Annotated in this window: 18 protein-coding genes and 1 tRNA gene; 10 read left to right on the top strand and 9 right to left on the bottom strand. The window is 69.1% G+C overall.

Annotation, left to right across the window (positions count from 1 at the left end; translation table 11 throughout):
• Positions 1-63: 63 nt before the first annotated feature.
• Positions 64-600 carry an RNA polymerase sigma factor gene (locus B5X82_RS00595; protein ID WP_235862562.1) on the bottom strand — a complete coding sequence of 179 codons (537 nt, stop codon included), beginning with the start codon at positions 598-600 and terminating at the stop codon, positions 64-66.
• Between the two features lie 143 nt (positions 601-743).
• On the opposite strand from B5X82_RS00595, the gene B5X82_RS00590 reads away from it, so the two are divergent.
• A complete protein-coding gene (locus B5X82_RS00590; RefSeq protein ID WP_079646675.1) occupies positions 744-1,223 on the top strand; it encodes a pyridoxamine 5'-phosphate oxidase family protein in 480 nt (159 codons plus the stop codon).
• Between the two features lie 99 nt (positions 1,224-1,322).
• Entirely contained in the window at positions 1,323-1,763 is a 441-nt protein-coding gene (locus B5X82_RS00585; RefSeq protein ID WP_079646107.1) for a glycine zipper 2TM domain-containing protein, read from the top strand.
• Between the two features lie 69 nt (positions 1,764-1,832).
• Here B5X82_RS00585 and B5X82_RS00580 read toward each other — a convergent pair whose 3' ends face one another.
• From B5X82_RS00580 to B5X82_RS00560, 5 genes are all read right to left on the bottom strand, one after another.
• Complete coding sequence (locus tag B5X82_RS00580) at positions 1,833-3,290, bottom strand: cobyric acid synthase (protein WP_079646106.1); 1,458 nt, start codon at positions 3,288-3,290, stop codon at positions 1,833-1,835.
• A 104-nt stretch (positions 3,291-3,394) separates the two neighbouring features.
• Positions 3,395-3,470: transfer RNA gene (locus B5X82_RS00575), tRNA-Glu, on the bottom strand.
• Between the two features lie 82 nt (positions 3,471-3,552).
• Positions 3,553-5,319: a single-stranded-DNA-specific exonuclease RecJ gene (gene recJ / locus B5X82_RS00570; protein WP_079646105.1), complete on the bottom strand. Its 1,767-nt coding sequence runs from the start codon at positions 5,317-5,319 to the stop codon at positions 3,553-3,555.
• Between the two features lie 115 nt (positions 5,320-5,434).
• Positions 5,435-6,406 carry a class II fructose-bisphosphatase gene (gene glpX / locus B5X82_RS00565; RefSeq protein WP_079646104.1) on the bottom strand — a complete coding sequence of 324 codons (972 nt, stop codon included), beginning with the start codon at positions 6,404-6,406 and terminating at the stop codon, positions 5,435-5,437.
• An 81-nt stretch (positions 6,407-6,487) separates the two neighbouring features.
• Positions 6,488-7,780, bottom strand: coding sequence for a homoserine dehydrogenase (locus tag B5X82_RS00560; protein WP_079646103.1), 1,293 nt, complete (start codon positions 7,778-7,780; stop codon positions 6,488-6,490).
• A gap of 197 nt (positions 7,781-7,977) precedes the next feature.
• Between B5X82_RS00560 and B5X82_RS00555 the strand changes: the two genes are divergently transcribed.
• From B5X82_RS00555 to B5X82_RS00525, 7 genes are all read left to right on the top strand, one after another.
• A complete protein-coding gene (locus B5X82_RS00555; protein WP_079646102.1) occupies positions 7,978-8,175 on the top strand; it encodes a hypothetical protein in 198 nt (65 codons plus the stop codon).
• Positions 8,176-8,316: 141 nt separating this feature from the next.
• Positions 8,317-9,183 (top strand): alpha/beta hydrolase, encoded by an 867-nt coding sequence (locus B5X82_RS00550; protein ID WP_079646674.1) that lies wholly within the window; start codon positions 8,317-8,319, stop codon positions 9,181-9,183.
• 154 nt (positions 9,184-9,337) lie between these two features.
• On the top strand, positions 9,338-10,999 hold the full coding sequence (gene recN, locus B5X82_RS00545) for a DNA repair protein RecN (RefSeq protein WP_079646673.1): 1,662 nt from the start codon (positions 9,338-9,340) through the stop codon (positions 10,997-10,999).
• Positions 11,000-11,022: 23 nt separating this feature from the next.
• Positions 11,023-11,676 carry an FABP family protein gene (locus B5X82_RS00540; RefSeq protein WP_079646672.1) on the top strand — a complete coding sequence of 218 codons (654 nt, stop codon included), beginning with the start codon at positions 11,023-11,025 and terminating at the stop codon, positions 11,674-11,676.
• A 97-nt stretch (positions 11,677-11,773) separates the two neighbouring features.
• Entirely contained in the window at positions 11,774-13,900 is a 2,127-nt protein-coding gene (ligA, locus tag B5X82_RS00535; RefSeq protein ID WP_079646101.1) for an NAD-dependent DNA ligase LigA, read from the top strand.
• An 80-nt stretch (positions 13,901-13,980) separates the two neighbouring features.
• Positions 13,981-15,858, top strand: coding sequence for a CHASE3 domain-containing protein (locus B5X82_RS00530; protein WP_079646100.1), 1,878 nt, complete (start codon positions 13,981-13,983; stop codon positions 15,856-15,858).
• Between the two features lie 133 nt (positions 15,859-15,991).
• The gene (locus tag B5X82_RS00525; RefSeq protein WP_079646099.1) at positions 15,992-17,158 is read left to right on the top strand and encodes an aminotransferase; all 1,167 of its coding nucleotides are present in this window, start codon (positions 15,992-15,994) and stop codon (positions 17,156-17,158) included.
• 39 nt (positions 17,159-17,197) lie between these two features.
• Here B5X82_RS00525 and B5X82_RS00520 read toward each other — a convergent pair whose 3' ends face one another.
• Complete coding sequence (locus B5X82_RS00520; RefSeq protein ID WP_079646098.1) at positions 17,198-18,559, bottom strand: DEAD/DEAH box helicase; 1,362 nt, start codon at positions 18,557-18,559, stop codon at positions 17,198-17,200.
• Positions 18,560-18,750: 191 nt separating this feature from the next.
• Here B5X82_RS00520 and B5X82_RS00515 point away from each other — a divergent pair, with 191 nt between their 5' ends.
• A complete protein-coding gene (locus tag B5X82_RS00515) occupies positions 18,751-20,079 on the top strand; it encodes a M20/M25/M40 family metallo-hydrolase (protein ID WP_079646097.1) in 1,329 nt (442 codons plus the stop codon).
• Positions 20,080-20,175: 96 nt separating this feature from the next.
• On the opposite strand, the gene B5X82_RS00510 is transcribed toward B5X82_RS00515, so the two are convergent.
• Both B5X82_RS00510 and B5X82_RS00505 read right to left on the bottom strand, forming a co-directional pair.
• Positions 20,176-20,847: a glutathione S-transferase family protein gene (locus B5X82_RS00510; protein WP_079646096.1), complete on the bottom strand. Its 672-nt coding sequence runs from the start codon at positions 20,845-20,847 to the stop codon at positions 20,176-20,178.
• A gap of 101 nt (positions 20,848-20,948) precedes the next feature.
• Positions 20,949-21,257 carry a hypothetical protein gene (locus tag B5X82_RS00505; RefSeq protein WP_176152423.1) on the bottom strand — a complete coding sequence of 103 codons (309 nt, stop codon included), beginning with the start codon at positions 21,255-21,257 and terminating at the stop codon, positions 20,949-20,951.
• Between the last annotated feature and the right edge of the window lie 91 nt (positions 21,258-21,348).

Genomic DNA, 21,348 nt, shown 5'->3' with positions numbered 1-21,348 from the left:
CGCCGCCCTCTTTTCCATCAGACGCCGCCGAACGGCCCCCACCCCAGCCCGCTTCCTTTCCGGTCATTCGAGCGCCTCCCGCAGATGGCGCAACGCGACCGCGATATGCTTTTCGACGGCACTGCGGCTGATCCCCAGTTCGGCCGCGATTTCGGCATGGCTGAGCCCGTCGAGCTTGTGGCGGCGGAATACGCGCGCGGCGCCGGGCGGCAACTTATCGATCGCGGCTCCGAGCGCGCGGATACGCTCCCGTCCCTCCGCCACCGCAAGGGGCGACGGCGCCTCGTCGACGGCTTGGTTGCCGGCGGTGGCGGTCGTTGCGTCGGTCCATCCCTGCTCGCGCCGTTCCCGCCGCCGCCGCTCGCGCAGCCGGTCGAGCGTGATGTTCATGCCGACGCGGTGAAGATAGGCGAGCGGATGGGCGATCGGCCCGCCGCCGGCACGGGCGACATGCAGCCAGATCTCCTGGACGACGTCCTCCGCCTCGGCCGCGTCGCCGGTGCGGCTGGTGAAGAAACGGATCAGCTGCGGGCGATGCTCGGCGAGCATCGCCGCCAATCCCGCCGACGTTCCAATATCCTGCGCGACCGCCGCCTCCACGAGCCAATCGCGCCATACTGCGCCCCGATGCCGGGAAAGTCGCCTGGAAATCGAGGGACATGGCGCCGCGCATCCGCGACGGACGACGCAACCCCCGGCGCCACCTTTCGTTGTCTCCGGCAGGACGAACCGAGGAGAGCATGATGACCGACATCGCAAAGCTGAAGAGGAAGCTGTGGGAAAAACTCGGTGAGAGTCCCTATCTCATGATGGGCCTGACCTCCACGCACGAGCATTCGGAGCCACTGACGGCGATGCTCGACAAGGATCAGGTCGACCGCATCTATTTCTTCATCGGCCGCGACAATCGGCTGGCCAAGGGCGGCCCGGCGATGGCGCAATTCGTTTCGAAGGGACATGATTATTTCGCCTGCCTGTCGGGCCAGGCGACCGTCGACGACGACCGGGCGATGATCGACAAGCTCTGGTCGAAACCGGTCGAAAGCTGGTTCCCCGGCGGGAAGGACGATCCCAACCTCGCCCTGCTGCGTTTCGATATCGACGAGGCGGAATTGTGGGAGGCCGACATGTCGCTGGTCGGCAAGGTCAAGCTGCTGTTCGGCGGCAGGATCAGGCCCAGCGACGAGGGCGGCCACGCCGTGGTGCAGAGCACCGCCGCCTGACCGGGTGCGATCGGCGGCCGGTGGAGCGGCCTTGCACCGGCTACCCTTTCCCCATAGCGTCGCGGCGCGGGCATTTCCCGTGCGTGAAGGAGTATCACAATGAAAAACAAGGCCATTTTTGCGGCAATGGCGGCAGCCCTGTTCGCCCAGACGGCACTTCCCGCGAGCGCCTCGGCAGAGCGTTCCGGCCGCTACGACCGACAGGATCGGCATGATAAGCATGATAAGCACGATCGCTACGACCGGAACGACCGTCGCTGGCGCGGCGATCGCAACGACGGATGGGATCCCTCACGCCATTATGACAACAAGCGCTACAAGGAACGGCGCCTGAGCCGCAACGACCGCATCTATCGCGGCAGCGACGGCCGCTATTATTGCAAGCGCGACAACGGCACGACCGGCCTGGTCGTCGGCGCGCTGGCGGGCGGCGTGCTCGGCAACGTCATCGGCGGCAACACGCTCGGTACCCTGCTCGGCGCCGGCGGCGGCGCGCTGCTCGGCCGGCAGATCGACCGCGGCGACGTGAAGTGCCGCTGACGCGGCCGAGCCGATCGAAATAACAGTTTCAAGATAAGGGTCCGGTCGCCAGGCCGGGCCCTTTTCCTTTCAGCCGGCTGCCTGCGCCAGGGCGACGAGCGCGTCGACGTCGACATGGCGCTCGAGCTCCGCTGCGATCGCATCGAGCGCCGCATCGACGCTCGCGCCATGGTCGCGCCCGCTCCCCTCGGCGCCGATCCGGGCGAGCAATGCGCGGCGCAGGTCCGCCTTCGCCAACAGGCCGTGGACATAGCTGCCCATCACCGTGCCGCCGGCATCGATCGCACCGTCGGTCCGTCCATCGTCGAACCGCGCGAAGGGGCGCGCCCGGCCGGCCCCTTCGGTTTCGCCGACATGCATCTCATAGCCGTCGAAACGCGCGTCGAGAGCCTGGCCTTCGACCCGGCGCAGCGTCTTGGCCGGGGACAGTCGTGTCTCGACGTCGAGCAGGCCGAGGCCGTCAACCGCGCCTGGCACCCCTTCGATCCCGTCGGGATCGACGATGCGGCGCCCGAGCATCTGATAGCCGCCGCACAGGCCGAGGATCGCCCGCCCGCGCCGATGGTGCGCGAGGATATCGATGTCCCACCCCTCCGCGCGCAACGCGGCGAGATCGGCGATCGTCGCCTTCGAGCCGGGCAGCACGACCAGCGCCGCCTCGGCAGGGATCGGGAGGCCGGGCGGGATCATCGCCAGTTCGACGCCGGGTTCGAGCTTGAGCGGGTCGAGATCGTCGAAATTCGAGATACGCGGCAGGATTGGGCAGGCCACCAGCACCCTGCCCTCCGCCGGGCCGCGACGCCGTTCGAGGATCACTGCATCCTCGCTCGGCAGGCGCGCGGTGGCGGCCAGCCAAGGGACGACGCCGTAGCCGCGCCAGCCCGACAGCGCCTCGATCTGGCGGTAGCCGTCCTCGAACAGCGCCGGATCGCCGCGGAACTTGTTGATCAGGAAGCCGCGGATCATCGCCGCGTCGGCTGGATCGAGCACGGCGCGCGTGCCGACGACCGCCGCGATCACGCCGCCGCGGTCGATGTCGCCGACCAGCACCACCGGCACGCCGGCGGCGCGCGCGAAGCCCATATTGGCGATGTCCCCGGCACGCAGGTTGATCTCGGCCGGGGAGCCCGCGCCTTCGACGACGACGATGTCGCACTGTTCGCGCAGCCGCCGGTAGCTCGTCAGCACCTCGTCGAGCAGCGGACGGCGCCCCTCGCGGAAATCGGCGCTGCCCAGGGTGCCGCGCACCCGGCCATGGACGACGAGTTGCGAGGTGCGGTCGGCCTGCGGCTTGAGCAGCACCGGGTTCATGTCGCTGTGCGGCTCGACCCGGCAGGCGATAGCCTGCAGCGCCTGCGCCCGACCGATCTCGCCGCCGTCGACCGTGACCGCGGCGTTGTTCGACATGTTCTGCGGCTTGAACGGACGCACCGCCAGCCCCCGCCGGACGAAGGCCCGGCACAGGCCCGCGACCAGCACCGACTTGCCGACATCGGACCCGGTGCCCTGCAGCATCACCGCGCCCATCCGCACCCTCCCATCAAAGACCGGGGGTACAAACTGCTAAAGTCAGGGGTACAGATGGTCCGCCTCGGACATAATCGCTGCCTAACCTCCTGATATTTCAGGAGTGGTGACCCCAACGGGACTCGAACCCGTGTTTTCGCCGTGAAAGGGCGACGTCCTAGACCGCTAGACGATGGGGCCGCGTAGCGTCGTGGCGGGCCGATTAGGGCAGGCGCCGGACATGGTCAAGGCACCCGTACGAATATTTCGTGCATGCCCGTCCTCAATCGGCCCAGGCGGCATCCTCGACATGGAGTTCGGCGGCCGGGCGGCTGCCCCAGTCGTCGACCTTCGGGCGGCCGGCGATCCACAGGGTGCGGTCGGGACCGGCGCCGAGCAGCGCCTGGCCGAGCGCGCTGTCGGCCGCGCGGAAGGCGATCGTCTTGATCGAGCGGCCGTCGCGCCCGGAGACGATGGTGCGGACGTGCCCCTGCCCCACCACATCGGCCTTGATCACCCGCACCGCCCCCGCGGCGATGCGCGGCGCGGGCCAGCCGGCGCCATAGGGGCCACCCGCCTCCAGCGCCTCGACCAGCGAGGGCGTGACGCCGCCCGGCGCCACCACCGCGTCGAGCAGCAGCGCGCGATCGTCGCGGGCCCTGGCGACGTCGTTCGCCAGCCGCTCCTCCAGAAAGTCGGCGAGCGCGTCGACGCCGCCTGGCGCCACGGTAACGCCCGCCGCCATCGCATGCCCGCCGCCCGCGACCAGCAGGCCCATGTCCTTCGCCGCCAGGATCGCCGCGCCGAGATCGACCCCGCCGATCGAGCGCCCCGATCCCTTGCCGACGCCGTCCTTGTCGAGCGCGATGACGATCGCGGGGCGGCCGAGCTTCTCCTTCAGGCGCCCGGCGACGATGCCGATCACGCCGGGATGCCAGCCCCCCGCCGCGACCACCGCAACCGATCGGTTGCCCTGCGAACCGGACAGTGCCTCGGCCTCCTCCTGCACCGCCTTCTCGATCGCCCGCCGCTCCTCGTTGAGGCGGTCGAGTTCGGCGGCGATCGTCCGCGCCTCGTCGCGATCCTCGGTGGTGAGCAGGCGGACGCCGAGGTCCGACTTGCCGACCCGGCCGCCGGCGTTGATCCGGGGCCCGAGCGCGAAGCCGAGGTCGGTACAGGTCGGCGCGCGTTCGAGCCGCGACGCCTCGATCAATGCGGCGAGGCCGATGTTGCGGCGGCCGGCCATCACCTTGATTCCCTGCGCGACGAAGGCGCGATTGAGGCCGCGGAGCGAGGCGACGTCGGCGACGGTGCCGAGCGCGACGATATCGAGCAGGTCGATCAGCTTGGGCTCGGCACGCGTCGCGAAGAAGTTGCGCGCCCTGAGCGCCCGCAGCAGCGCCGCGCCGAGCAGAAAGGCGACGCCGACCGCGGCGAGATGGCCGTGCGCCGCGCCTTCGTCCTCGTCGAGCCGGTTCGGATTGACCAGCGCGAAGGCGCGCGGCAGCTCGGCGGCGCATTTGTGGTGGTCGACGACGATCACGTCGATGCCGGCATCGCTGGCGAGCTTGAGCGCCTCGAACGCCTGCGCGCCGCAATCGACGGTGACGATCAGCCGGGTGCCGCTCTCGCCGATCTTCAGCAGCGCCTCGCCCGAGGGGCCATAGCCCTCCATCAGACGGTCGGGGATATAGACCCCCGCCTCCAGCCCCAGGCCGCGCAGCAGCCGGATCAGCAGCGCCGCCGAGGTCGCGCCGTCGACGTCATAGTCGCCGAAGATCGTGACGGGCTCACCGCCCTCGACCGCGTCGGCCAGCCGCGCGGCGGCCTCGTCCATGTCGCGGAAGATCGACGGGTCCGGCATGAAGCCGCGGATCGTCGGCAGCCGGTGCAGCTCCACCGCGTCGCGCGGGCAGCCGCGCGCGAGCAGGAGTTGGGTGATCAGGTCGTCGGGTTCGAACCCCGCGTCGATCCCGTCGACCGTGCCGCCCCGCCAATGCCAGGGTTGGCCAAGGATCGAGCGGGCGACGTTGAGGACGGGGGTGCGCATGGAGGTGCCTTAGCGCCTCTCGCCGTCATGCTGAACTTGATTCGGCATCCGTCGGGCAACGCGCCCGCTCGCGTGGAAGGCATGCCCTCTCCCCGAAGGGAGAGGGATCGGGCGTTCAGCCCTTGCGGTGTTCGCCGCGGACCCAGCGGACGGTACCGCTGGAGGCGCGCATCACGACGCTCTCGGTCGTCATGCAGCCACTGGCGCGGCGCTTGACGCCTTCGAGCAGCGAGCCGTCGGTGACGCCGGTCGCCGCGAAGATCGCGTCGCCCTTCACCAGGTCGTCGAGATGGTAGATGCGGTCGAGGTCGGTGACGCCCCATTTGCGGGCGCGGGCCTTCTCGTCGTCGTTGCGGAACAACAGCCGGCCCTGGAACTGGCCGCCGACGCACTTGAGCGCCGCTGCCGCGAGCACACCTTCCGGCGCGCCACCCGACCCCATGTAGACGTCGATCGTCGTCTCCGGGTTGGTCACCGCGATCACGCCGGCGACGTCGCCATCGGGGATCAGCATGATTCCGCAGCCGAGCGAGCGCAGCTCGGCGATGAGCTTCTCGTGGCGGGGCCGATCGAGCACGCAGGCGATGATCTCGTTCGGCTCGACGCCCTTGGCCTTGGCCAGCGCCTTGATATTCTCGGTCGGGGTCCGGTCGAGGCCGACAATGCCCTCCTCATAGCCGGGGCCGATCGCCAGCTTGTCCATATAGACGTCGGGCGCGTTGAGCAGGCCGCCTTCCTCGGCGATCGCGAGCACCGCCAGCGCGTTGGGGCCGGCCTTGGCGGTGATCGTCGTGCCTTCGAGCGGATCGAGCGCGATATCGATCTTCGGGCCGGTGCCGATGCCCGATCCGACCTTCTCGCCGATGTACAGCATCGGCGCTTCGTCGCGCTCGCCCTCGCCGATCACCACCGTGCCGTCGAAGTCGAGCCCGTTGAAAGCTGCGCGCATCGCTTCGACCGCGGCATGGTCCGCGGCCTTTTCGTCGCCACGGCCGACGAGCTTGGAGGCCGCGATCGCCGCCGCTTCCGTAACCCGTACCATCTCCAGAACGAGAACCCGGTCGAGCGCCTTGCTTGGCTTTACCATCTAGGATTGCCTTTTCTTCTGTTTTTGGGATCGGCCGAAGCGATTAGGGCAGCGGCGTTACAATGTCGAGAAGCGCGGCCTCTATTCGTCGAGGATATGCATCAACATGGGCGTTCCGGCGAGGCTCTGCGATCCGGCGAGCCGGTCGAGCGCGTCGGCGACCGCGCGTTCGGGGCCGACATGCGTCACCATCGCGATCAGAACGTTGCCGTCGTCGGCGACGCCGCGCTGGATCAGGCTCTCGATCGAGACGCCCGCATCGCGCATCGCCGCGGTGATCTCGGCCAGCACGCCCGGCCGATCGGCGACGGTGAAGCGCAGATAGGCGCGGCCGCGGCGGTCGCCCGCGGACGCGGCGGCAGGCTTGGCGAGCGCCGCCACCGGCATGGCGAAGGCCGGGCCGGTCTCACCCCGGGCGATGTCGATCAGGTCGGCGACCACGGCCGATGCGGTCGGCCCTTCGCCCGCGCCCCGCCCTTGGAAGAACAGGCGGCCGACGAAATTGCCGTGTGCCACCACCGCGTTGAGCGAGCCCGAGACATGGGCGAGCGGATGGCTGAGCGGCACCAGGCAGGGATGGACGCGCTGGAACAACCCCTTTGAACTTTCCTCGCCATGACCGACCAGCCGGACGCGGAAGCCAAGCGCGGCCGCCTCGGCGATGTCGGCGGCGATGATGTGGCGGATGCCGGTGACCTGGATCGAATCGAAATCGACCGCGGTGCCGAAGGCCAGGCTGGAGAGGATCGACAGCTTGTGCGCGGCATCGATGCCGTCGATGTCGAAGCTGGGGTCGGCCTCGGCATAGCCCAGCCGCTGCGCCTCGGCGAGCACCTCGGCGAAGTCGCTGCCCTTCTCCTCCATCTCGGTGAGGATATAGTTGCAGGTGCCGTTGAGGATGCCGAACACATGGCTGATGACGTTGGCGGCGGCGCCCTCGCGCAACCCCTTGATCACCGGGATGCCGCCCGCGACCGCAGCCTCATATTTGAGCGCCACGCCCTTCTGCTCGGCCAGTTCGGCGAGTTCGAGGCCGTGATGCGCGATCATCGCCTTGTTCGCGGTGACGAAGGGCTTGCCGGCGCCGAGCGTGTCGCGCGCCAGGGTGAGCGCCGGGCCGTCCGACCCACCGACCAGCTCGACCACCACGTCGACGTCGCCGGACGCCGCGAGGGTGGTGGCGTCGTCGACCCAGGCGAAGCGCGACAGATCGACGCCGCGGTCGCGCGACCGGTCGCGCGCCGAGACGGCGACGATTTCGATCGGGCGGCCGGCGCGGCGCTCGATCAGCGCACGGTTCTCGTCGATGAGCTTGACCACACCGGCGCCGACCGTTCCCAAACCTGCAAGCGCCACCCTCAACGGCTGCGACATATTCACCCTTTCCCGAAATACCGCCCGCGTCCTAGGCAGCATCGCCGCGCTCCGCAACGCCGCTGACGCCTCCTCCCTCGTTTCGCCATCACAATATCGCGTTTTCAAGGGGTTGCTCCGTAACGACAGGAACGCGTGCCGTCGCCCGCCCGTTCTGTGCCCGTCCCAATATCGGGACGTTCGCAGGAGAAGATGCCATGGGCGAGAATCGCCAGGGCGGCAACGACCGCAACAATCCGTCCTCGATGGACCGGGAAGGACAATCGCAGGAGCGGCAGGACCAGCAGCGCCAGGGTTCGGTCAACCGCCAGCAGAACCAGCAGCAAGGCCAGCAGCAGGGACGCAACCAGCAACAGCGCCGCAACGAGGCCGATCGGGACGATATCGAACGCTGAGCCGTCGCCACGGGCATCGCCATCCCGGACATGGGCCGGGATGGCGATGCCCTGTCGTGAATGCCGCCGATCACAGCGCGGGCCGCAACCCGTCGTTACCGGCTGACGTAATCCCGTTCAGCCGATAATGACGGAGCCATGATGACGAAGCTTACCCTCGCGGGGGTCGCGTTGCTGATGTGCGGGGCGCTGGTCGCGGCGGCCTGCTCGCCGCTCCGCGCATTCGATACGGTGATGCCCAAGGACGGGACGAGCCGGCTGGTCGCCGCCGACGTCCCTTATGGCGAAGGGCCGCGCCGCCAGCTCGACGTCTACACCCCTGTCGCTGCGGGCCAGCGGCCGCTGCCCGTCATCGTCTTCATCTATGGGGGCTCCTGGGCCAACGGCACGCGCGAGGGCTATCATTTCGCCGCGCGGGCGCTGTCGGCGGCGGGCTTCGTCACCGTCGTTCCCGATTATCGGCTGGTTCCGGAAGTGCGCTTCCCCGGCTTCGTGCAGGATTGCGCCGCCGCCGTCCGCTGGGTGCGCACGCATGCCGGCCGCTATGGCGGCGATCCGGACCGCATCGTGCTGGTCGGCCATTCGGCGGGCGCCTACAATGCAGCGATGCTGGCGCTCGACCCGCAATTCCTGGGCGCCGACCGGGCCGCGATCAGGGGCTTCGCCGGGCTCGCCGGCCCCTATGACTTCCTGCCGTTCAACGGCAAGGTCGTGACCGACACCTTCGGCGCCTGGCCGAAGCCCGAAGAGACCCAGCCGATCCATTATGCCGACGCTTCCGCCCCACCGGTGCTGCTGCTCCACGGCGGCGAGGACGGCACCGTCTGGCCGAAGAACTCGATCAACCTCGACGCCCGGCTGCGCGCGGCGGGGGTGCCGTCGGAGCTGAAGGTCTATCGCGACCTCGGTCATGTCGGCATCGTCACCGCCCTCGCCCGGCCGTTCCGGGGGGAGGCGCCCGTGCTGGCCGACATCACCGCCTTCGCGCGGCGCGTGACGGGGAGCTGAGGTCAAGACACCCGTCATGCCGGCGGAGGCCGGCATCTCAGGCGGCTCCTGCCCCGACTTCATCTTCCCACCTGCCGAGACGCCGGCCTCCGACGGCATGACGCATCCTCGGAACCCCTTGGCGGCGCCCGTCCCGCTGTTCTACACATGTCCCATGCTCACTACGCTGGCGATCCGGGATGTCGTGCTGATCGAGGCGCTCGATCTCGAATTCGGCCCCGGCCTGGGCACGCTGACCGGCGAGACCGGCGCGGGCAAGTCGATCCTGCTCGATTCGCTCGGCCTCGCGCTCGGCACCCGCGCCGACAGCGGCCTGGTCCGCACCGGCGCCGCGCAGGCGATGGTTTCGGCGGGGTTCGACCTGCCGGCCGATCACCCCGCCTTCGCCCTGCTGGCCGAGAACGGCTTCGACGCCGATCCGGGCGAGGCACTGGTCATCCGCCGCGTCGTCAAGGCCGACGGCGGCAGCCGCGCCTTCGTCAACGACCAGCCCGCCTCCGCCGCCACGCTGCGCGAACTGGGCGGGATGCTGGTCGAGATTCATGGCCAGCATGATGATCGCGGCCTGATCAACCCGCGCGGCCATCGCGCGCTGCTCGACGCCTTCGGGCGGCTCGACGTCGCCGGCGTTGCCGCCGCCCATGCCGCCTGGCGCACCGCCGAGGATGCGCTGGAGGCCGCCCGCACCGACATCGAGAATGCCGCACGCGACCGCGAATGGCTCGATCATGCGGTCGAGGAGCTCAACCGCTTCGGCCCCGAGCCGGGCGAGGAAGCCACCCTCGCCGCCGAACGCGCCGACATGCAGAAGGGCGCCAAGCTCGCCGATGACCTGGTCGCGGTCGGCGCGCATCTCGACGGGTCCGACGGCGGGCTCGCCGCGCTTCGCCAGGCCGCGCGCCGGCTCGACCGGATCGCGCCCGAGCACCCGCTGCTCGCCGACGCGCTCGCCGCGCTCGACCGCGCGGTGATCGAGGCGAGCGAGGCGGAGGACAAGCTCGCCGCCGCCGCCGAGGCGATGCGCTTCGACCCCGCCCGGCTGGAGACGGTCGAGACCCGGCTGTTCGAGCTGCGCGCGCTGGCCCGCAAGCATCGCGTCGATCCCGACGCGCTCGCCGACCTGCGCGACGAGCTCGCCGCCCGGCTCGACCGGATCGAGGCGGGCGATGCCGGCCTCGCTCGGCTGGAAGCCGCCGCCCGCGACGCGCGCGCCGCCTATCTGACGCTCGCCGAGGCGCTGAGCGAGGCGCGCCGCGCCGCCGCCGTCCGCCTCGACGCGGCGGTCGCGACCGAGCTGGCGCCACTCAAGCTCGACGCCGCGCGCTTCCGTACCGTGGTCGAGACGCTGCCCGAGAGTGGCTGGTCCCCGGCAGGGCGCGACCGGGTGGAGTTCGAGATCGCGACCAATCCGGGCGCACCCTTCGCACCGCTGATGAAGATCGCCAGCGGCGGCGAGCTGTCGCGCTTCATCCTGGCGCTCAAGGTCGCGCTGGCCGAGCAGGGCTCGGCGACGACGATGATCTTCGACGAGATCGACCGCGGTGTCGGCGGCGCCGTCGCCAGCGCGATCGGCGAGCGGCTGAAGCGGCTGGCGAGCGGTGCGCAGCTGCTGGTCGTCACCCACAGCCCGCAGGTCGCGGCGCGCGGCGCCAGCCACTGGCTGATCGCCAAGAGCCATGACGGCCTCGTCACCCGCACCGGCGTCCGCCCGCTCGGCGCGGACGAGCGGCAGGAGGAGATCGCCCGGATGCTGTCGGGCGCCGAGATCACCGCCGAGGCCCGCGCCCAGGCGATGCGGCTGCTCGAAGCCGCCTGATGAGATCGAAGGAGAACGACCGGATGAACCCTTTCCCCGAAGACATCTTCACCGAACCGAGCGACGTCGATCCCGATACGCTCGCCAATCTGGGGCCGCTCACCCGGCTGGCCGGACGGTGGGAGGGGCATAAGGGCATCGACATCAACCCCAAGGCCGACGCGCCCGAACGGCGCGAGTTCATCGAGCAGATCAGCTTCGACCCGATCGACCCGCAGGCCAATGGCCCGCAGCTCTTCTACGGGCTGCGCTACCATATCCACATCACCACCGAGGAAGAGGACATCACCTTCCATGACCAGGTCGGCTACTGGCTGTGGGAACCGGCTACCGGGCTGATCCTGCAGACGCTGGCGATCCCGCGCGGGCAGACCGCGCTTGCGTCGGGCCAGGCCAAGCCCGGCGACGACCGGCTGACGCTGACCGCGACGCGCGGGCAGACCGAATATGGCATCTGCTCGACCGCCTTCCTCGAATATGCCTTCCGCACCGACAGCTACACCATCGACCTGACCTTCGAGGGCGACGATGCGTGGAGCTACGACATCCGCACCATGCTCGCCGTCCGCGGCCGCCCCGAGCTGTTCGAGCATCGCGACCGCAACCGGCTGACCCGCGTCGCGCCGGGCAAGCCCAACCCGCTCCAGCAGATCCTCACGCGGCGGGCGAAAGCCTAGCCCCCTTCTCCGTCGTCCCGGCGAAAGGGCGCACCCGCTGCCCCCGCAGGCCTCGGGAACGGTTCAATCCGACCGAAACACATTCTAGAAGGGCGGCATGACGACCGAATCCCAGGCCGCCGAGCGGCTCGCCTTTCTCGCCGCCGAGATCGCCCGGCACAATGCGCTCTACCATGGCGAGGACGCGCCCGAGATCAGCGACGCCGACTATGACGCGCTGATGCGCGAGAACAACGCGCTGGAGGCCGAGTTCCCCCATCTGGTGCGCGCCGATTCGCCGTCGAAGCTGGTCGGCGCGGCACCGTCGGGGCATCTCGCCAAGGTCGCGCATGCGCAGCCGATGCTCAGCCTCGACAACGCTTTCGCCGACGAGGACGTGGTCGACTTCGTCGGCCGGGTGCGCCGCTATCTGAGCCTCGGTGCCGACGCGCCGGTGGCGCTGACCGCCGAGCCCAAGATCGACGGCCTGTCCTGCTCGCTACGCTACGAGAAGGGCGTGCTGGTGCTTGCCGCGACACGCGGCGACGGCACGACCGGCGAGGACGTCACCGCCAATGTCCGCACGATCGACGACATCCCCGAGCGGCTGAGCGGCGGCGACCTGCTGTCGAGCCCCCCCGACATTTTCGAGATCCGCGGCGAAGTCTATATGGCCAAGGCCGATTTCGCCGCACTCAACGCGCGCCTGCTGGCGGAGGCTGAGGACCCGGCCAAGGCGCGCCAGTTCGCCAATCCGCGCAACGCCGCCGCCGGATCGCTACGCCAGAAGGACCCCGGCGTCACCGCCTCGCGCCCCCTGCGCTTCCTGGCACATGGGTGGGGCGAGGTGTCGTCGCTGCCGGCCGACACGCAGAAGGGCGTGATGGACGCGATCGCCGCCTGGGGCGTGCCGGTTTCGGACGACTTCGTCCGCGTCGAAGGCGCCGAGCAGGCGCTGTCGCATTATCGCGCGATCGAGGCGAAGCGTGCCGACCTGCCCTTCGACATCGACGGGGTGGTCTACAAGGTCGACCGGCTCGACTGGCAGAAGCGGCTGGGCTTCGTCGCGCGCGCCCCGCGCTGGGCGATCGCGCACAAATTCCCTGCGGAGAAGGCGCAGACGCTGCTCAAGGACATCGACATCCAGGTCGGCCGCACCGGCAAGCTGACCCCGGTGGCGCGGCTCGAGCCCGTCACGGTCGGCGGCGTCGTCGTCACCAACGCCACGCTCCACAATGCCGACGAGATCGGCCGGCTCGGCGTCCACCCCGGCGACCGGGTGGTGGTGCAGCGCGCGGGGGACGTCATCCCGCAGATCGTCGAGAATCTGTCGCGCGACGAGACGCGCGATCCCTGGCCCTTCCCGCAGACCTGCCCCGAATGCGGATCGGCGGCGGAGCGCGAGCCCGGCGAGGTCGACTATCGCTGCACCGGCGGCCTGATCTGCCCGGCGCAGCGGGTCGAGCGGCTGCGCCATTTCGTGTCGCGCTACGCGCTCGACATCGAAGGGCTCGGCCTCACCCATATCGAGAGCTTCTTCCGCGATGGGCTGGTACAATCGCCGGCCGACATCTTCCGGCTGACCAGGGATACGCTGCTGACCCGCGAGCGCTGGGCCGAGATCTCGGCGGGGAACCTGATCGCGGCGATCGACGCCAAGCGCAATCCGCCGCTCGACCGCTTCCTGTTCGCGCTCGGCATCCGCCATGTCGGCGAGGTGACGGCGCGCGACCTGGCCCGCCGCTATCGCAGCTGGGACGCGCTCAAGGCGATGATCGACCGGGCGATCGAGGCGCGCGACGCCGCTATCCAGGCGGTCGGCGAGCCCGACGAGAAATTCGCCACCCGCACCGCCAAGGAACTCGCCGCGATCGTCGAGACGCCCGGCGTCGGTCCCGAGGTCGCGCTGGCGCTGGTCGACTTCTTCGCCGAGCCGCACAATGCCGATGCGGTGGCCGACCTGCTGAGCCAGCTCCAGCCCGCCGACGTGATCCATGAAACGCGCGCGTCGGAGGTCAGCGGCAAGACCGTGGTGTTCACCGGCACGTTGGAGACGATGTCGCGCGACGAGGCCAAGGCGCAGGCCGAGGCGCTCGGCGCCAAGGTCGCCGGATCGGTATCGGCCAAGACCGATCTGGTGGTCGCGGGCCCCGGCGCGGGATCGAAGCTCAAGAAGGCGACCGATCTGGGGATCGCCGTCACCGACGAGGCGGGCTGGGCGAAAATCGTCGCCGACGCGCAATGACGGCGCCGGAATGAGCCGCTCGTCGCTCGAGGCGGGTATTTCCGCTTGCGGGCACGGCATGACCCCGTAAGACAAGGGCCATGCTCGCAGGGCGTCGACCTCCCTACCTGGCTCTGGCCGGACTGCTGGTTGCGATCATCGCGGCCGTCGCCGCGCTGTTCCTGACGCGTGCGCAGAGCCGGGCCGGCGACTGGGCGGAACATTCGCTGCGGGTTCAGGTGATGCTGACCGGGCTCACCGATCATGTCCGCGCCCTCGAATCCAACCATCGCGGCTATGTCCTTTCAGGAAGCCGGGAGATTCGCGCCGACTTCCGCAAACAGGTCGATGCGCTCCCGCCCGCGCTCGACCGGCTCCAATATGAGGTTCGCGACAACCCTGCCCAGTCGGCACACATGGAGGAGCTCCGCCGCGCCGTGCAGGCGAAGGTCGATTATGCTCGGGAGGGCGTATCGGCGGTCGACGCCGGCCGCCGTGACCAGGAGATCGCCCGGATGGCGCTGGGCGAAGGCGCCCGCCGGATGGACGCCGCGCTCGCCGTCATACACCGCATGATGACGGAGGAGGAATGGCTGCTCGCGGACCGGCGCAAGACCACCGACGTACTGGTCCTCGGCCTGGGATTGGTGCTGGTAGCGACCCTGCTGCTCGTCCTGATCATCGCCGGCCTCGTCATCCGCGACACCAACCGGCGCGAACGAGAGGTGAGCGCCGCCCGCGACGAGGCGATCGCCGCCGAACGGGCGCTGCGCGAGGAGATCGCCACGCGCGCGCAAATGGAGGAGAAGATCCTCCATCTCCAGAAGATGGAATCGATCGGCCAGCTCACCGGCGGGATCGCTCATGATTTCAATAATATGCTGGCGATCGTCATCGGCAGCCTCGACCTCGCCCGGCGGCGGCTGACCGGCGATCCGGAACGACTGGCGCGCAACATCGACAACGCGTTCGAAGGCGCCGAGCGCGCCGCCGCCCTCACCTCGCGGCTGCTCGCCTTTTCGCGCCAGCAGCCGCTCGCGCCGATCACGCTCGACATCAACAAGCTCGTCTCGGGCATGTCGGAGCTGCTGCAGCGGACGCTGGGCGAACCCTATCGGATCGAGACCGTGCTCGCCGGCGGCCTGTGGCGCAGCTTCGCCGACCCCGGCCAGCTCGAGAATGCGATCGTCAACCTGGCGGTCAATGCACGCGATGCGATGCCCGACGGGGGGCGGCTGACCATCGAGACCTCCAATGCCTATCTCGACGACGAATATGCCAAGACCCGGCCCGAGGTGACGCCCGGCCAATATGTGATGATCAGCATCACCGACACGGGCAGCGGCATGGCGCCGGAGGTGCTCGCCAAGGCGTTCGATCCCTTCTTCACCACCAAGCCGGTCGGCAAGGGCACCGGCCTGGGCCTCAGCCAGATCTTCGGCTTCGTCAAGCAGACCGGCGGCCATGTCGCGATCTATTCGGAGCTCGACCAGGGCACGACGGTGAAGCTCTATCTGCCGCGCAGCTACGGGCTGGCGATCGATCCGCGCAGTCGGCAGGCGCTCGTCGAAACCGACGTCCCCCGCGCCCGGACCGGCGAGACGATCCTCGTCGTCGAGGACGAGCAGCGCGTCCGCCACTTCTCGGTCGATGCGCTGCGAGACCTCGGCTACATCGTCATCTCCGCCGCCAACGCGGCCGAGGCGATCAAGGCGCTCACCGCACAGCCGACGATCAGCATGTTGTTCACCGACATCGTCATGCCCGAGATGAACGGACGCCAGCTCGCCGACACCGCGCTTGAGCTTCGGCCCGGCCTGCCGATCCTGTTCACCACCGGCTACACCCGCAACGCCGTGATCCACAACGGCATGCTCGACGCGGGCGTCGCCTTCCTCGCCAAGCCGTTCAGCCTCAGCCAGCTCGGCACCAAGGTGCGCGAGGTGCTCGATGGCGGGGGCGTCAACCGCCCGATCTGAGCAACCCGTCATCCCGGCGGCCGGGATCTCAGGAGGCTCCTGCCTCGACCCCTTCTCCCCTCTCCCGAGATCCCGGCCCCGCCGGGATGACGATTGCTTGAGCGCGCGCGCGGCACCCTCTATCCGCTGACGGATGAGCCTCAATCCCATCTACGCCGCCCTGCCGACCACGATCTTCGAGAAGATGTCGGCGATCGCCCGCGAGACGGGGGCGATCAACCTTGGCCAGGGCTTTCCCGACGCGCCGGGCCCTGAGGATATCCGCCGCGCGGCCGCCGACGCGCTGATCGAACGCTCGAATCAATATCCGCCGATGCTCGGCATTCCCGAACTGCGGCAGGCGATCGCCGCCCATTATGGCAAGCATCACGGCCTGGCGCTCGACTGGCAGAAGGAGGTGGTCGTCACCTCAGGCGCCACCGAGGCGATCGCGGGCGCGATCCTCAGCCTCGTAGCGCCGGGCGATGAGGTGGTGCTGATCCAGCCGCTCTACGACGCCTATCTGCCGATGGTCCGCCGCGCCGGCGCGGTGCCGAAACTGGTCCGGCTCGAGCCGCCCGCCTGGACGCTCGACCCCACCGCGCTGGACGCCGCGATCAGCGACCGGACCAGGCTGATCATCTTCAACAATCCCGCCAACCCGACCGGCCGCATGTACGACCGCGCGACGCTGGAGATGATCGCCGAGCGCTGCATCCGCCACGACATCATCGCGCTGTGCGACGAGGTGTGGGAGCATGTCGTGTTCGATGGCGGCCATGTCCCGCTGATCGCGCTGCCCGGCATGCGCGACCGTACCGTCAAGATCGGTTCCGCCGGCAAGATCTTCGCGCTGACCGGCTGGAAGGTCGGCTGGATGGTCGCCGGCGAGACGCTCGCGCGGCAGGTCGCCAAGGCGCACCAGTTCCTGACCTTCACGACCCCGCCCAACCTGCAATGGGCTGCGGCGCAGGGCCTCGCCAAGCCGAAGGCCTGGTTCGAGGAGATGCGCGCCGGCTTCGCCCGCTCGCGCGACCGGCTGGTCGCGGGGCTGGAGAGGGCGGGCTACGCAGTGCTGCCGAGCCAGGCGACCTGGTTCGTCTCGGTCGACCTGACCGCCTCGGGCATCGCGCTCGACGATGTGAGCGCCGCTGATCGGCTGGCGATGGAAGGCGGTGTGGTGACGATTCCGGTCTCGGCCTTCTTCGAAGAGGCACCGGTCACCAACATCCTGCGCCTGTGCTACTGCAAGGAGGACGCGGTGCTGGACGAGGCCATCACCCGGCTGGCGCGGATGCGCGACGTGCTGGCCCGATCGTAAAATATCCTCCCCATGCAGAACATGGGGAGGATATGAGCCTTACCGTCCGCCGAATTTCTTGACCGCGTTGCGATGCGCGCCCGGCGCGCCCTTGGGGCGGCTGAAGCGGCGCTTGGCCGGGCCATTGCGGTCGCCCGCGCCGCCGTCGTGGCGGCGATTGCGATCGCCATGGCCCTGCGGCTGCGGCTGGCTCGGCGCCGGCTTGGGCAGCTTGGCCTTCTCGGCGACGAAATTCTCGGGCAGCGGCTGGATGTCGAGCTTGACCTTGGTCAGCTTCTCGATCGCCTTGAGATAGGGCCGCTCGTCATCGGCGACGAAGGCGATGGCGATGCCCGCGGCGCCCGCGCGCGCGGTGCGGCCGATGCGGTGGACATATTGCTCGGCGACGTTGGGCAGTTCGAAGTTGAAGACATGGCTTACCCCGCCGACGTCGATGCCGCGCGCGGCGATGTCGGTCGCGACGAGGATCTTGACCTCGCCCCTGCGGAACATGCCCAACGCGCGCTCGCGCTGCGGCTGGCTCTTGTTGCCGTGGATCGCCTCCGCCGCGATGCCGGCGGCGCGCAGGTTCTTCACGACGCGGTCGGCGCCATGCTTGGTACGGGTGAAGACCAGCGCGCGATCGATCGGCTCGGACCGGATGCGCATCGTCAGCAGCGCCTGCTTCTCCTGCGGGTTGCAGAAGGTGGCGAACTGCTCGACCCGCTCGGCGGTGGTCGACTGCGGCGCGACCGAGACCTTGACCGGGTTGGTCAGGAAACGGTCGCCCAGCTCGGCGATCGCCTTCGGCATGGTCGCCGAGAAGAACAGCGACTGGCGCTTCTTCGGCAGGAGCTGGTCGATCCGCTTGAGCGCGTGGATGAAGCCGAGGTCGAGCATCTGGTCAGCCTCGTCGAGGACGAAGATCTCGACGAACTTCAGGTTGAGGGCACGCTGGTCGATCAGGTCGAGCAGGCGGCCCGGCGTCGCGACGAGGATGTCGACGCCGCGCGAAAGCTGGCGGATCTGGCGGTTGATCGGCACGCCGCCGAACACCGTCGCGACGCTCAGGCGCAGGAACTTGCCGTACTGGACGAAGCTCTCGGCGATCTGGCTGGCCAGCTCGCGGGTCGGCGACAGGATGAGCATGCGGCAGCCCTGCGGCGGCGTGTGCTTGAGATTGTCGTGGAGATAGTTGAGCGACGGCAGCGCGAAGGCCGCGGTCTTGCCGGTACCGGTCTGGGCGATGCCGCACAGGTCGCGGCCTTCCAGCAGCGGCGGGATCGCCTGCGACTGGATCGGCGTGGGGATGTCATAGCCCTTGGCGGCCAGCGCACGCTGGATCGGCTCGATCAGGCCAAGCTCGGAAAATTTGGTCACAATTGCACTTTCAAAGGGTGCGGGCGCACGGACACAGTCCATGCGACAGCGGGTTCTCATGACGACCCGCGTGAATAGGGAAGCCTTCGGCTGATGCGTTCCGGGGGCCGGAGCCGGCCTGTCCCTTTGGAATGGACAGGTGATCACGCTGCTCACGGCCAGATGCTGCGGAACAGCATCGACGCGGGGCGGCATATGATCCATGTTGCCGGCAAATACAAGATGAGGCCGACATGACCTTCGGAAAATCCAGGATTCTCGCGCTCTGTGTCCTTTCTGCCGCAGTGCCGGCATCGCTCTCCGCCGCCCTGACCAGGACCGAAACGGCCATGGCGAAGACCGTCGACACCGAACGCGACCGCACCGTCGGGCTGCTGGAAAGGCTCGTCAACGTGAACTCGGGATCGCGCAACCTGCCCGGCGTCACGAAGGTCGGGGCGATCATGCGCGACGAGCTCGAACCGCTCGGTTTCGAGGTCCGCTGGGTGCCGATGGAGAAGGCCGGGCGCGCGGGGCACATCGTCGCGGTCCACAAGGGCAATGGCCGCGGCAAGCGGCTGCTGCTGATCGGCCATCTCGACACCGTGTTCGAACCCGACAGCCCGTTCCAGCGCTGGACCCTGAAGGGCAAGGATTGGGCCGAGGGGCCCGGCGCCGGCGATGACAAGGGCGGCATGGTGGTGATCGTCGCAGCGCTGCGCGCGATGAAGGCCGCCGGCACGCTGAAGGATGCCGATATCGAGGTGGTGCTGACGGGCGACGAGGAGGATGTCGGCGATCCGGTCGAGATCGCCCGCGCCGACCTGATCGCCGCCGGCAAGCGCGCCGACGTCGCGCTCGACTTCGAGGGGCTGGTCCGCGACGGCGGCCGCGACATGGGGTCGGTCGCGCGGCGCTCCGCCGGCTCCTGGGTGGTCAAGGCGACCGGCAATAGCGGCCATTCGAGCGGCATCTTTAGCGACAAGGTCGGCTATGGCGCGATCTACGAGCTGGCGCGGATCGTCGACCGCTTCCGCCGGGAGCTGCCCGAGCCGAACCTGACCTACAATGTCGGCCTGATCGCCGGCGGCGCGACCGAGGCGACCGACGCCGACGGCATCCGCGCGACCGCGACCGGCAAGAGCAACATCATCGCCCCCATCGCGGAAGCGCGCGGCGACCTGCGCACCCTGTCCGACGAGCAGACCGAACGGGTGAAGGCGAAGATGACCGCGATCGTCGCCGAGCATCTGCCCGGCACCGGCGCCACGATCGAGTTCGACAAGGGGGCCTATCCTGCGATGGCGCCAACCCCGGGCAACCGTGCGATCCTCGACCGGCTCAACCGCGTCAATCGCGACATGGGCCTGCCCGAGATGCCGCCGCTCGACCCGCTCAAGCGCGGCGCGGGCGACGTCAGCTTCGTCGCCAAGGACGTCGACAGCTTCGCCGGCATGGGTCCCTATTCGACCGGCGACCATGCGCCGGGCGAGGCGGTCGACCTCGCCTCGATCCCGACCCAGGCGAAGCGCGCCGCGATCCTGATGTCGCGGCTGAGCGCGGAGGCGCGGGGGAAACGATGATCGTCATTCCAGCGAAAGCTGGAATCTCACTTTCCTTCGTCGCCGGAAGGCAGGGAGATCCCAGCGTTCGCTGGGATGACGTCCCTCGAGCAGCCGTCAGAAATCCGGCTTCTCATAATGTTCGGGCGGACTGACCAGCTCCATCCTCTCGGACAGGATGGTGCGCAGCGAGCGGCGCGACTTCATGCCGGAATACCACTGCTTGGTCTCTTCATGGCCACGCCAGTCGATCCCGCCGAGATAGTCGGCGACCGAGAGGTGCGCCGCGCAGGCGAGGTCGGCGAGGCTGAGGAGCTGGCCGCCGATCCAGCGGCGGCTGCCGACCAGATAGTCGATATAGTCGAGATGGTCGTTGACCGCCTTCATCGCCTGCCGCAGCACGCCCGCATCGGGCGAGGCGCGGTGGACGATGCGCTTGAGCGCGCGTTCGTAGAGCAGCGGGCCGACCACGTCGGCGTAGAATTTCTCGTCGAAATAGGCGACCAGCCGGCGAATCTCGCCGCGCGCGGCGGCGCTGCCCGGCAGCATCGGCACCGGCTCGACCGTCTCCTCGATGAACTCGGAGATCGCGCAGCTATGGATCAGCGTGACGCCGCTGCCCGGATCGACCAGGACCGGGGTCTGCCCGACCGGATTGAGATCGAGAAACTCGTCACGGCGCAGCCATGGCGATTCGCGGACGAGGTCATAGGCGATGCCCTTCTCCTCCATCTGGAGGCGAACCTTGCGGGAAAAGGGACAAAGGGGGAATTGGTAAAGCTGCCACATCGGGCGGGCAGATTATCGGCGCGCGCGAAACATGTCAGCAGGGAGAAACGAAAAAAGCTGTGGGCCGTCGCACCTTTGTGCGGCCGGCCCCAGTCCAGGGCTCAGCAGCGCCGCGAATCGACGTAGCGGCGACGGTCGCCCTTGTAATAATAGCAGCCGCGCCCGTCGCGATAGTAACGGCGCCCGTCGCCCGCGGTCGCCGCGCCGATCACCGCACCTGCCGCCGCGCCGATCGCGGCGCCCTCGCCGACTCCGACTCCGTTGGCGAGTGCACCGACGGCAGCGCCGCCCGCCGCGCCGATCGCCGCCCCGCGGGCGGCGCCACGGGCCGTGGGATCGCTGGTCTGGCAGGCGGAGACCAGCAGCAAAGGCACCGAACAGGCCAGGATTGTTGTCCTACGAACGTTCATGATGACGATCCTCATCCTCCAGGACGGCACAGGCCGACGAGCAGAGAACGCGACGCGCGCGAAAAGGTTCTGACGCGCGGTTCGGAATGCG

This window comes from Rhizorhabdus histidinilytica, from assembly GCF_900167915.1.
GTDB lineage: Bacteria > Pseudomonadota > Alphaproteobacteria > Sphingomonadales > Sphingomonadaceae > Rhizorhabdus > Rhizorhabdus histidinilytica.
This window is presented reverse-complemented; position numbering and strand designations above follow the sequence as displayed.